This window comes from Sphingobacterium chungjuense (assembly GCF_011316935.1).
GTDB lineage: Bacteria > Bacteroidota > Bacteroidia > Sphingobacteriales > Sphingobacteriaceae > Sphingobacterium > Sphingobacterium chungjuense.
In genome coordinates, this window is record NZ_WLYS01000002.1 from 240,268 (window position 1) to 253,626 (window position 13,359).

Annotated in this window: 9 protein-coding genes; 4 read left to right on the forward strand and 5 right to left on the reverse strand. The window is 43.0% G+C overall.

Features of this window, described 5'->3' with window-relative positions:
* Nucleotides 1–9 precede the first annotated feature (9 nt).
* A complete protein-coding gene (gene rmuC, locus GKO22_RS05810) occupies nt 10–1,338 on the forward strand; it encodes a DNA recombination protein RmuC (protein ID WP_166333157.1) in 1,329 nt (442 codons plus the stop codon).
* On the opposite strand, the gene GKO22_RS05815 is transcribed toward rmuC, so the two are convergent.
* Together GKO22_RS05815 and radC are read right to left on the reverse strand one after the other, a co-directional pair.
* A complete protein-coding gene (locus GKO22_RS05815; protein ID WP_240920159.1) occupies nt 1,322–3,082 on the reverse strand; it encodes a M14 family zinc carboxypeptidase in 1,761 nt (586 codons plus the stop codon). The two genes, rmuC and GKO22_RS05815, sit on opposite strands and share 17 nt — an antisense overlap.
* Nucleotides 3,083–3,111: 29 nt before the next feature.
* Nucleotides 3,112–3,795, reverse strand: a complete 684-nt coding sequence (gene radC, locus GKO22_RS05820) for a RadC family protein (protein WP_166333159.1) — start codon at nt 3,793–3,795, stop codon at nt 3,112–3,114.
* Nucleotides 3,796–3,932: 137 nt separating this feature from the next.
* On the opposite strand from radC, the gene GKO22_RS05825 reads away from it, so the two are divergent.
* Both GKO22_RS05825 and GKO22_RS05830 read left to right on the forward strand, forming a co-directional pair.
* A complete protein-coding gene (locus GKO22_RS05825) occupies nt 3,933–4,391 on the forward strand; it encodes a peptidylprolyl isomerase (RefSeq protein WP_116774680.1) in 459 nt (152 codons plus the stop codon).
* A gap of 32 nt (nt 4,392–4,423) precedes the next feature.
* Nucleotides 4,424–4,840, forward strand: a complete 417-nt coding sequence (locus tag GKO22_RS05830) for a DUF5606 family protein (protein WP_166333161.1) — start codon at nt 4,424–4,426, stop codon at nt 4,838–4,840.
* A 103-nt stretch (nt 4,841–4,943) separates the two neighbouring features.
* Here the strand turns inward: GKO22_RS05830 and GKO22_RS05835 are convergent, their stop codons facing one another.
* The 3 genes from GKO22_RS05835 to rpe form a co-directional block, all read right to left on the reverse strand.
* Nucleotides 4,944–7,220 carry an aconitate hydratase gene (locus GKO22_RS05835; protein ID WP_166333163.1) on the reverse strand — a complete coding sequence of 759 codons (2,277 nt, stop codon included), beginning with the start codon at nt 7,218–7,220 and terminating at the stop codon, nt 4,944–4,946.
* A gap of 56 nt (nt 7,221–7,276) precedes the next feature.
* Nucleotides 7,277–10,048 (reverse strand): bifunctional aconitate hydratase 2/2-methylisocitrate dehydratase, encoded by a 2,772-nt coding sequence (locus GKO22_RS05840; RefSeq protein WP_166333164.1) that lies wholly within the window; start codon nt 10,046–10,048, stop codon nt 7,277–7,279.
* A 501-nt stretch (nt 10,049–10,549) separates the two neighbouring features.
* Nucleotides 10,550–11,233: a ribulose-phosphate 3-epimerase gene (rpe, locus tag GKO22_RS05845; RefSeq protein ID WP_166333835.1), complete on the reverse strand. Its 684-nt coding sequence runs from the start codon at nt 11,231–11,233 to the stop codon at nt 10,550–10,552.
* 170 nt (nt 11,234–11,403) lie between these two features.
* Here rpe and GKO22_RS05850 point away from each other — a divergent pair, with 170 nt between their 5' ends.
* The gene (locus GKO22_RS05850) at nt 11,404–13,209 is read left to right on the forward strand and encodes a DEAD/DEAH box helicase (protein ID WP_166333166.1); all 1,806 of its coding nucleotides are present in this window, start codon (nt 11,404–11,406) and stop codon (nt 13,207–13,209) included.
* Nucleotides 13,210–13,359 lie beyond the last annotated feature (150 nt).

A 13,359-nucleotide genomic window follows, 5' to 3' on the forward strand; every position in this document is an offset into this window, starting at 1 on the left:
ATAGCTTACATGATACAGACACTTTTAATCATATTGATTGCCTTGGCAGTCATCAATATCCTCCTATTGCTCTTCAAAAAATCGGGCAACAGCTCTGTTGCACAATGGCAAAATTTAGAGCAGGGCTTACTGCGATTAGATCATCAGTTAGAGCGGATGGACAAGTCAACGCGCGATGATCTGCATCGGCATCGTACCGAGAATAGTGCACTAGCACAAGCCAGTCGCGAAGAACTAGCTGTCAACTTCCGTGCTTTAGAAAAGAGTGCGCAAGAACAAGCCCAAGCACTGCACCACTTTTTGGGGCAGCGCTTTGAAAGCTTGACGAAGCAACAGTACGAGATCAACAAAACGGCAAACGACCAACTCAAAGACATTAAGATCAGCATAGAGAATCATCTCAAAGCACTGCGTGAAGATAATAATCGCCAGCTCGAGCAAATGCGCCACACGGTCGATGAAAAGCTGCAATCTACGCTCGAAAAACGATTGGGTGAATCATTCAAACTGGTAAGCGATCGATTGGAACTCGTACACCGTGGCTTGGGCGAGATGCAAACTCTGGCAACTGGCGTAGGCGATCTTAAAAAAGTACTTTCTAATGTAAAAACACGTGGAATCTTGGGCGAATACCAACTAGCCAACATCTTGGAGCAGCTACTCACTAATGAGCAATACGCACAAAATGTCGCCACGAAAAAAGGGTCACAGGCGAATGTGGAATACGCCATCAAGCTACCGGGCAAAGACAGCGATGAAACGGTATGGATGCCAGTAGATTCCAAATTCCCCATCGAAAGTTATCAAGCATTGCTCGATGCCTACGAATTGGGCGAAAAAAGCCAAATTGACTTACAGCAGAAGATCTTGATGCGCAATGTAGAGGCTTTTGCCAAAGATATCAGCGACAAATACATTGATCCACCACATACCACCGATTTCGCGATCATGTTTCTTCCAATCGAAAGTTTGTACGCGGAGATATTGCGCCATCCCGGACTATTCGAAACCTTGCAACGCAAATACCGTGTTACGATAACTGGCCCTACTACCCTTTCCGCGCTATTAAATAGTTTACAAATGGGTTTCCGCACGTTGGCTGTACAGAAGCGCAGCAGCGAAGTTTGGAAAATACTAGAAGCCGTAAAAACCGAGTTCAAAAAGTTCTCCGACCAGTTGGATAAGGTCGACAAGCAGTTGAGCTCGGCATCCAAATCATTGCACGATTTGCGCCTCACGCGCACCAATATGATGAGTCGCAAACTACGCGATGTCGGCACGCTCGATGTACAAGAATCAAATGATTTGCTGGATCTACCAATTAATGAGGACGAGTAGATAGCACGCGACCAACCGGATACAGCATATGCGTATCCTCATAATAGGAGGATTTCTTGTAAATCCAATCCAGTTGCGCTCTGCCATTTTTGGCAAAGGAAGATTCAGTGGCTTTTTTATGTTCTAGTTCTTCCTTCCAGGCAGGATTGGCTTCCAGTAAACGCTGGGCTTCCTCTTCGAAAATGTAGGCCGAGAAATATTCCTTTTGACTCAAGATAGCATCAAAGAAATTCCAGCGGAAGAAAGAATCGTGTGCTTGCGGTTCTAGTGTTTCTACGATATAGCGGTTGGCCGTCTGATCCATATCGATCCACCAATCTCCGGCGTAGAATTGTCGCTCCATGAGCACCGGTTTTACGGCTACTCGCTCATGCATATAATGTCCTTCATAAGGCGAAGACGCCGTTTTTAGATCCGTAATGTAATACATTTCCAAGCGAATCGTGGTATCGCGTTCCAAAGGGCGAAGCTTCACCCCATTCGCACGCAGACGCTCTACGACACGATCATACGCTTGTGGGATCACGTAAGCCATCGGTTTCTCCACTTCCAATGTGACGTTGTAATGCTTCAGATGCGGGATTTGCATCGTTTTGGGTCGCTCCCGATCATAGTATAATCTGTTTTGTCCCGTTACTAAACTTGGTTTCTCGCCATACGCATAGCCCAAGAACGTTGTTGAATCCACACGTGTCGTATCAAGTGCCCAATTGATAGGGAATTGCTGTTGCGTTTTTACGCTTTCCTTAACCTGCTGACGCGTAGCGAGCAGGTTTTCTTTTTCGTACACCATGACTTCTACCAAATGCTGTAATAACGTGTAGGTCGATGCAACCCGTTGCTCGTAGGATTTCCACATGTGTGTCTCTGGCATAAAGCCAATGGTATGATGTAATGCGGCGAAGCCGGATGAATAACGTGACGTTTCTAAAAAGTCTACTAATCCTGATTCCGGCGTCGCGCCAAGCGTGTTTACATACGGGATCATTGGGTAACCGGAAGATTGCATGCGTTGGTACAATGGCTTGGTAAATCCATCCTCCATTAGCGAAGCTAATGATGGCGCCAACTTATCTTTTTGTGTCGCGATCAAGGTCATGATATATTGATAATCCGCGCCGTTGCTAGCGTGCGTATCAAAAAATAAATCCGGATCCCAAGTGGTAAATAGTTGTTGAAACAATAGAGAGTTTCTGGTATCAGCTTTAATAAAATCGCGATTCAAGTCATAGTTTTGGCGACTACCGCGAAAACCGTACGCTATAGGTCCATTCTGATTGACACGAGATACCCCTCTATTCAGCATACCAGCTACATTATATACCGGAATTATGCAAATCACCACGTCTTTCGGCAATTTGTTATCTCGTAAAATATCTCTGCAAAATAACATGCCCACATCAATGCCTTCCGGTTCGCCGGGGTGTATGCCATTATTTACTAGCAAAACAGCTTTGCCTTTTGCTTTGATACTTTCAGGATCAAAATCTTCATCTGCGGAGAGCACCATGAGGTGCAAAGGTTTGCCTACATCCGTCTTTCCCAACTCTAGCAGTTTAGCTTGCGGATATTGCTCAGCCAAAGTCTTGTAGAAAGCAACCACTTCATCATAAGTAGCGGTGGTATTGCGAGCAGCATCTCGTTCATAGGGCGTTATTTGTGCCGATGCACTAAAGCAAAAAGCGTTGCAAACAAGGAAAAATGCTAAGATAGATCTGCAGAAGGAAAACATAATATGATGCATACATCAAATATACACAAAGATGTGTGGCGCTAGAGCAGTCCTTCGTCTCGAAAGCTAAAATAATCCTGATCCGTAAAGATGACATGATCGTTGACGCGAATATCCATCAATAGGGCTGCGTCCACAATTCGTTTAGTCAATTGCTTGTCGGATGTGCTAGGAGATAATGTTCCCGACGGATGATTATGAATTAAGATCATCGAATGCGCATTAGCTTGCAAAGCATGGCGCAAAATGATACGAATATCTACCGGTGTAAAATCATTACCCCCGCGACCAATCAATTGCTTGTCTATCACCTTACAACCCGTATTTAAGTACAAAACCCAAAACTCTTCGTGCGGCAGATCCTGCAAGCGATCTCGAAAAAATGTATACACTCGTTTACTACTATTTAACACCGCCGAAGGCGCTTCTATGGCATCTTTACGTCGTCGGCCAATTTCCATTGCGGCGATAATACTGATCGCTTTAGCTTGCCCGATGCCATGATAACGACATAAATCAGCAACCTCTAGTTTGGAGAGCGTGGCCAAATTATTTTCAACTCCAGAAAGTACACGTCGGCACAATTCAACAGCACTTTCCTGTGCCGAGCCTGAGCCAATCAGGATCGCTAATAATTCGGCATTCGTTAGCGCGCGCCTTCCCTGATCTATTAATTTCTCTCGTGGGCGATCTGCTTCTGCCCATTCATGTATCGCCAACTTCATAACATCGTATTTAAACTCATAAAATTACTTTTAAAGATAATTTATTTTCCCTTAAATAACATAACAATTCTTGTCAGCAGGATCAATTTCCTGATTATCCTTAGAAAACGTATCTTTGTTTTTCAGTAATTTTAGATATGAGTAAAGCAATAATTAAAACCGAAAAAGGTGATATGACTGTGCAGTTCTACACACAAGACGCACCTAAAACAGTAGAAAATTTTATAAAATTAGCTAAATCAGGTTATTACAATGGATTGACTTTCCACCGTGTTATTCCTGATTTTGTGATTCAAGGAGGTTGCCCGAATACACGCGAAGGTGCGTCAGGAATGCCAGGTACTGGTGGACCAGGTTATCATATTGATTGTGAATTGACAGGTGAAAACCAATACCATGACCGCGGTGTATTATCTATGGCTCACGCCGGTAGAAACACAGGTGGTTCCCAGTTTTTTGTATGCCATAGCCGTACCAATACCGCTCACTTAGACCGTAATCATACTTGCTTTGGCAAAGTCATTGAAAACGTAGATGTAGTAGATGATATCCGTCAAGGCGATCGCATTTTGAGTATCGACGTGATCGAAGATTAATAATCCATCTGTTAATACTTAGAAATAAAAGCATGAATTTAAGAGGATTAGTATCGGTAACTGGAAAGCCCGGATTATTTAAATTGATTGGCCAGAACAAAGGTGGTTTCATTTTGGAAAGCTTAGACGCTGCTAAAGTGAAATCAGTGATTAACTTGTCGAACACGAAGATGGCGACTTTAGAAGATATTACCATCTACGGTGACGAAGAGGAAATCCGTTTGTTGGATATCTTTGAAACGTTGAAATCAGGTGATATTGAAGTACCAGCTGTGAAAGCAGATGGAACGACACTCCGCAATTTCTTTAGAGAAGTAGCTCCTGGTCACGATGAGAGCCGTGTTTATAGCTCAGATATCAAGAAAGTAATCACTTGGTACGCTATTATCAAAGAACTTCCCTTGTTTGACGAAGAAGCTCCTGAGCCTCTAGGCGAAGAACAAGCCTAAACTGGATTTGATCATCTGATCCTGCTAGAAGGCTAAAAGAAAAGGCCGGATTTACGTCACGTAAATCCGGCCTTTTTGCAATTGCTAATCCTTAGCAACTGTATTATTGCGCTTTATCAGCTTGTTTCTGGCGAATGATATTCAAGGCTGCACCGGCTTTGAACCAGCCAATCTGTTGTGCATTGTACGAATGATTTACCTCGATCTCATCCGAACTTCCATCTTCATGATGCAAGACCAATGTCAATGATTTGTTCGGCGCAAAGTCCGTTAAACCGATAATATCAATCGTATCGTTTTCTTGAACTTTATCGTAATCATCTTTGTCCGCAAACGTCAAAGCTAACATACCTTGTTTCTTCAAGTTGGTTTCGTGGATACGGGCAAATGATTTTACTAATACCGCACGAACGCCTAAATGACGTGGTTCCATCGCGGCATGCTCTCGTGACGATCCTTCACCATAGTTTTCATCACCTACTACGATTGAACCAATGCCTTCCGCCTTGTACGCACGCTGCGTGGCAGGAACTGCACCGTATTCTCCAGTCAGTTGATTTTTAACGGTATCGGTTTCATCATTGAAATAGTTTACCGCACCAATCAATAGATTGTTAGAGATATTATCCAGGTGACCGCGGTATTTCAACCAAGGGCCAGCCATAGAAATATGGTCGGTAGTACATTTACCTTTTGCTTTGATCAATAGTTTCAATCCTTTCAGATCAGTGCCTTCCCAAGCCTCAAATGGCTCGAGTAATTGCAAGCGATCGGAATCTTCGGCCACATCTACGCTGACATCTGAGCCATCTTTCGCTGGTGCTTGATAGCCCGCATCTTGGACCGCAAAGCCTTTTGATGGCAATTCATCCCCGGTAGGCGCATCCAATTTCACTTGTTCGCCATCTCTATTGGTCAAGGTATCCGTGACTGGATTAAAACCTAAATCTCCCGCTATGGCAATCGCAGCGACCATTTCTGGTGAGGTTACGAAGGCATAGGTATTTGGATTACCATCGGCACGCTTCGCAAAGTTGCGGTTGAATGAATGTACAATCGTATTTTTCTCCCGCTTATCTGCACCTTCCCGATCCCACATACCAATACATGGTCCACAGGCATTGGTAAATAAGGTGGCGTTCAAGTCTTCGAAGGTTTTCAATAAACCGTCACGATCCGCAGTATAACGCACTTGCTCTGATCCGGGATTGATACCAAATTCGGCTTTAGTCACCAAACCTTTATCGATCGCTTGTTTGGCGATAGAAGCCGCGCGCGACAAATCTTCGTAAGATGAATTGGTACAAGAACCGATTAATCCCCATTCTACTTTAGTTGGCCAACCGTTTTTCTCTGCCTCATCACGCATGCGTGAGATCGGTGTATACAAATCTGGAGTAAATGGTCCGTTCAATGAAGGTTCTAGATCCGACAGATTAATCTCAATCAATTGATCGAAATAAGTTTCTGGATCAGCATATACCTCGTCGTCACCCGTCAGGTGTTCTTTGATTTTGTTGGCTGCATCGGCTACATCTGCCCGATCCGTAGCGCGTAAATAACGCTCCATCGATTCGTCGTATCCGAATGTGGAAGTAGTCGCTCCGATCTCAGCACCCATATTACAAATGGTACCTTTTCCAGTACAAGAAAGTGATTGCGCACCTTCACCAAAATATTCTACGATAGCGCCCGTACCACCTTTTACAGTCAAGATACCTGCCACTTTCAAAATAATATCTTTTGATGTTGCCCAGCCCGATAATTTACCGGTAAGCTTCACACCGATTAGTTTCGGAAATTTCAGTTCCCAAGGCAATCCGGCCATCACATCGCAGGCATCTGCGCCACCGACACCGATTGCTACCATACCCAATCCACCAGCATTCACGGTGTGCGAATCCGTACCGATCATCATTCCGCCAGGAAATGCATAGTTTTCCAATACGACTTGGTGAATGATACCAGCACCTGGTTTCCAGAAGCCAATACCGTATTTATTAGAAACGGAACTCAAGAAATTAAACACTTCAGAGCTCTCTTCTTTGGCACGCGTCAAATCTTGCTGCGCACCATCTCTCGCTTGGATTAAGTGATCACAATGTACGGTGGAAGGTACAGCTACTTTTGGTCTACCGGCTTGCATAAATTGCAATAAGGCCATTTGAGCAGTAGCATCCTGCATCGCTACGCGATCTGGCGCAAAATCCACATAAGATTGTCCTCTCTCGTATGCTTCTTCCGCATTGCCATTCCACAAGTGCGTGTAAAGAATTTTTTCCGCTAAAGTCAAAGGTTTTCCAACAACTTTACGAGCAGCGTTTACACGCTCCTCGTAAAGGCTGTACACCTTCTCAATCATATTGATATCAAAAGCCATATAATTATAATTTATCTCTTCTCAATTTGTCTGTTAATAGATAAAACTATTACAGATTAGCTCACCAATTGTTTGTCAAGTGGTGTAAATTTTGTGAGGTTAATGCCCTCTACCGCGACTTTGTACTCTTCAATTGTCGGTATTCTTCCCAAGATGGCTGATAATACGACTACTGGTGTAGAAGCGAGTAAAGATTCTCCTTTTTTGCGCTCTGAATCTTCTACAACACGACCTTGGAAAAGGCGTGTTGAAGTAGCCATGACGGTATCTCCTTTCGCCGCTTTCTCTTGGTTACCCATACATAGGTTACAACCCGGACGCTCTAAATACATGATATTCTCGTATTCTGTACGCGCATTGTTTTTAGGCATCAAGTCACTAAATTCAAAACCAGAATAGCGTTGTAGGATTTCCCAATCTCCTTCTGCCTCCAGCTCATCAATAATATTGTAGGTTGGAGCTGCTACCACTAACGGTGCGTTGAACTCTACCTTACCTTTTTGTGCTTCCAGATTCTTGAGCATTTGCGAGACGATTTTCAAGTCGCCTTTGTGCACCATACACGATCCAACAAATCCAAGATCTACTTTCTTCGTTCCTTCATAAAACGATAGATCGCGAATAGTATCATGCGTGTAACGCTTAGAAACGTCTTTATTAGTTACATCTGGATCGGCGATCATCGGTTCGTCAATCACGTCTAGATCGATCACCACTTCCGCGTAGTATTTGGCGTTTTCATCTGGAGTCAAAGCAGGAATAGCGCCCGACTTAATTTCGGTAATACGTTTATCCGCTTTGTTAATCAAGCCTTGCAGTACTTGACTTTTATTATCCATGCCTTTTTCGATCATGATTTGGATACGGCTTTTCGCAATTTCCAATGATTCGATCAAGGTATCATCTTGTGAAATACAGATAGATGCTTTCGCTTTCATCTCGGCTGTCCAGTCGGTGAATGTAAAGGCTTGATCGGCCAATAACGTACCGATGTGCACCTCAATAATCCGGCCTTGGAAAACATTTTCTCCGCCAAACTGCTGTAGCATCTGTGATTGTGTCGCATGTACCACATCACGGAAATCCATGTGCTCTTTCATGCCTCCTTTGAAGGTCACTTTCACCGATTCCGGGATAGGCATGGAAGCTTCACCAGTCGCTAAAGCCAAGGCCACAGTACCAGAGTCAGCACCAAATGCAACTCCTTTAGACATTCTGGTGTGCGAGTCACCACCGATAATGATAGCCCATTCGTCGATCGTAATATCGTTCAGAACCTTGTGAATTACATCTGTCATAGCGTGATATTCACCCTTAGGGTCACGCGCGGTAATCAATCCAAAACCGTTCATAAACTTCATGAGTTTTGGAATATTTGCTTGCGCTTTTTTATCCCACACAGAAGCTGTGTGACAACCAGACTGGTATGCACCATCTACAATCGGTGAAATAACCGTTGCGGCCATCGCTTCCAATTCTTGCGCGGTCATCAAACCTGTAGTATCTTGCGATCCTACAATGTTTACTTGCACACGCACATCAGATCCTGCATGCAATACTTTACCCGGCGTAACGCCAACTGCATTTTTATTAAAGATCTTCTCTACAGCGGTTAATCCTTGTCCTTCTACAGAAACTTCTTTTGAAGGAGCGAAAACTAATGGCGTTTCGATGTCTAACAATTGCGCCGCAAAAGTTTGGATTTTCTTACCAAATACGATGGCATAAGAACCACCCGCTTTGATGAACTCCATTTTTTGTGGCGTCAATGCTTTGGAAATATCGATCAACTCTTTATCTCCTTGATATAACTTTTTAGTTTTGGTATTGATGGTCAATTCAGTACCAGTAGCAACTGAGTAAACTTCTTCTAAAATAGGTTCGTTTTTCTCGTTGCGTACCACATTGCCTTCCGCATCCACTTTTTTCACCCAGTTTTTAAGATCGATACCGATACCACCGGTGACGTCTACTGTGGTCAAAAAGATCGGCGATATACCATTGGTACCACCTACGATTGGCGCGATATTCACAAAAGGAACGTACGGGCTTGCTTGTTTTCCGGTCCACAATGCGACGTTATTCACGCCAGACATACGCGAGGAACCTACACCCATCGTACCTTTTTCGGCAATCAGCATGACACTTCTATCTGGATGTTGCATTTGCAAATCCTGAATTTGCTGCTGGGCTTCTGGTGTGATCATACATTTACCATGCAATTCACGGTCTGAGCGCGAGTGCGCTTGATTACCTGGAGAAAGCAAATCGGTAGAGATATCACCTTCACCGGCGATGAATGTGACAATCTTAATTTCTTCTGGAACCTCTGGAAGCTTGGTGAAAAATTCAGCTTTTGCGTAGCTTTCCACAATCTCTCTCGCAATGGCATTTCCATTATGAAAGGCTTCTTTCAAACGATCAGTATCCGCTTCGTACAAGAATACCTGTGTCTTAAGTACATCCGCAGCTTGCGTGGCAACAGCCTGATTTGCACCCAACGCTAAATCTAACAAAACTGCGATCGAAGGCCCACCTTTCATGTGAGATAATAACTCAAAAGCGTAAGTCGGTGTAATCTCCGCAACAGAAACTTCTTCTACTATAATTTCTTTTAGGAATTGAGCTTTGACAGTGGCAGCACTCGTGGTACCTGGTAACGTATTGTAGATAAACAATTTTAAGGACTCCGCTCTGTGCTCATGTCCATTATCTTTAATCTGATCAATAATGGCGCTTAATAGCTCATCACCATCAATTGGCTTAGGATGCAGCCCTTGCTGTTTTCTATCCTCAACTTCCTGTATATATTCGTTGTAAATACTCATAGTAAACCTTAATTCTTATTTAAATGACAGCTGGCCAATGGGAAGCTGCGCTTATTGCTTTTTAACCTACTAGGGAAATGATATGATACACACCAAATTATTTACCCAAACCTAACTTATTCAATAATATACAAAAAATATTTATTAAAAAGAAATCGTAAATATACTATTCTAGTAAAATTTCGTTTGGTACACTCGACTGTATTCACAAATTTGAACCTTAGCCCATTTTAATTACACTAGTGAAAGAAGACTTCTATCTGGATGCTTGTGGCATCATCCTCACATCAATCTAAGACCCCATTTCACCGCATTCTTGCAGATACTGGAAATACGAAATCTCTTTCTGCACAAAAATACGAAATAACAAACTTTTACACGAAAATATACCTACCGAGCTCGAAATTTGGAAATATTCTAAATTAAGGCATTATTAATTGATAATAAGCCATTTAAGTGTTAAAAGAAATAAGAAATTTTAAGAATAACGATAGATTCTTTTTACACTGTGTGGACATTGATATCCACCGCTTTAAGCGCCTGAATGGTTTCGGTAGGATCAGTAGAGTTAAACACAAAACTTCCGGCCACCAATACATCTGCACCAGCTTCAAGCAAAGCTGCGGCATTCTGTAAACTCACTCCACCATCAATTTCAATAAGCAGCTTGTCATTTACCCCTGCGGCCAACTGTCTAAGTTCGCGAATCTTGGTATAGGTGTGGTCAATAAATTTTTGGCCTCCAAATCCCGGATTAACAGACATAATCAGCACCATATCTAAGTCAGCTACTATATCTTTGAGCAAATGCACGGGCGTATGTGGATTGAGTGCCACACCAGCCAAACAGCCTAATTCTTTAATCGCCGCAATAGTACGGTGAAGATGCTTGCACGCCTCATAATGCACGGTAATGATAGCTGCACCCGCTGCCTTGAATTCTGCTAAATACCGATCGGGATTCTCAATCATCAGATGCACATCCAATGGTTTATTGGCATATTGATGTATGGCTTTCATCACGGGAAAACCAAACGATATATTAGGCACAAACAAGCCATCCATAATATCAATATGAAACCAATCCGCTTGACTTGCATTCACTAGCGCTACGTCGCGTTGGATATGGGCAAAATCTGCCGCCAGCATAGAAGGTGCAATCAGGTGTGGACGAGTGGTATTCATGATGATTTTTATTAAACTCAAAGATACGAGGTTCTGTATCAAATAACAACGAGAATATTTAGCTACCGAAAATCCTTAAAATATTGTTTGATAATATATTAGGTTTTGTAATATATTCCACTTATCTTTGCACCGCCTTAGGCAATATCGCCTATTGTATAATTTATTTCATGAACCCATTTTTAGAATTGGGAATCCGTCATGAGATTGTTAATGCAGTCACCGAGCTAGGTTTCGAAAAACCTTCTCCTATCCAGGAACAAGCCATTCCTGTTTTATTGACTGGCAACAACGATTTTGTCGGATTAGCCCAAACCGGCACAGGGAAGACAGCAGCATTCGGTCTCCCTCTATTAGAACAAATCGATCCTTCACAAAAGCATCCACAAGCCTTAGTACTTTGCCCGACACGTGAATTGTGTCTGCAAATCTCTAGAGATTTGGAAAGCTTCGCTAAATACATCGACGGTGTAAGCGTGGTTGCTGTATACGGAGGAGCGAACATCAGCGATCAATTGCGTCAAATCAGACGTGGTGTACAGATCGTAGTCGCAACTCCAGGACGTATGTTGGATATCATCGGCCGTAAAGCCATTGATTTCTCTGACGTTAATTATGTCGTGTTGGACGAAGCAGATGAAATGCTGAACATGGGATTCCAGGAGGACATTAATAATATCCTTTCTGAGACTCCTGACACGAAAAAAACATGGTTATTTTCTGCTACGATGCCTAAAGAGGTTCGTCGTATTGCGCAGAAATACATGACCGACCCATTTGAATTGACCGTAGGTACAAAAAATACGGGAAATGCAAACATCGAGCACCAGTACTTCTTGATCAGAGCGAGAGACAAATATGCGGCATTCAAACGCATTGTAGACTCTTATCCTCAGATCTTCGGAATTGTATTCTGTCGTACTAAGATCGAAACACAAGAGATCGCAGAAGCGTTGATGAAAGATGGTTACAATGCAGATTCATTGCACGGTGACTTATCACAACAACAGCGTGACCGCGTGATGAAACGTTACCGTGACCGTAGTCTTCAGTTGCTAATCGCAACGGATGTAGCTGCTCGTGGTATCGATGTAAACGATGTAACACACGTAATCAACTATTCGTTGCCTGATGAGGTAGAGAACTATACGCACCGTTCTGGTCGTACAGCTCGTGCCGGTAAAACAGGTATTTCGATTTCGTTGGTAAACGTGAAAGAGTTGAGCAAAATTCGTCATATCGAAAAAATCATTGGTAAAGCTTTCGAAAAGAAAAATGTGCCAACTGGTCCAGAAGTATGTGAAAAACAGCTTTTCAAAATCGTTGACAAAATCAATAATGTAACGGTTAATCAAGACGAGATTGCACCATTTTTGCCAGCTATCATGGATAACTTCCAAGATTTGAGCAAAGAAGAGATCATCGCACGTTTTGCTTCATTGGAGTTCAACAAGTTCTTAGACTATTACCGCAATGCTCCAGATTTGAATGTGGATGCGCGTGATATTCGCTCGGATCGTGGTGAGCGTGGAGATCGTCGTGAAGGCCGTAGTAGAGAAGGTTCTAAAGGATACACTCGTTTGTTTATCAACTTAGGATCTGTAGATGATTTCTCTCGTGGTGATATGTTGGGTTACATCTGTAACAATACGCGTATCTCTGGTAAAGATATCGGCAAGATTGATTTGAAAGGCGTATTTACGTTCTTCGAGGTGCAAGACGCAGAAGTTCAAAAGGTAATACAAGGATTCCAGAATGTAGACTTCAATGGTCGTGGCGTACGTATCGAGGTTTCCGGTGAAGGCGCTGGCGGAGATCGCCCTCGTGGTGGTCGCAATGGTGGCGGAGATCGCCCTCGTGGTGGTCGTCCAAGCGGCGGACGCTCTTACCGTTCTGACGATAACAAAGGCGGTGGATTTAAGGACTTCTCTGGAAAACGCAGATCATCATCTTCGTCGTCTAGAAGCAAATACTAAATCTTAGCTTAATCATACGAATAAGGGGTTAACAGCATGCTGTTAACCCCTTGTTTTTTTATGTACACTTTGGAGAATGAAACAGATCAAGTACAAAAGTTTTGTACTAAGCTAAGCCGAAACATCAAGCCGCCATACCACAAATCCAAC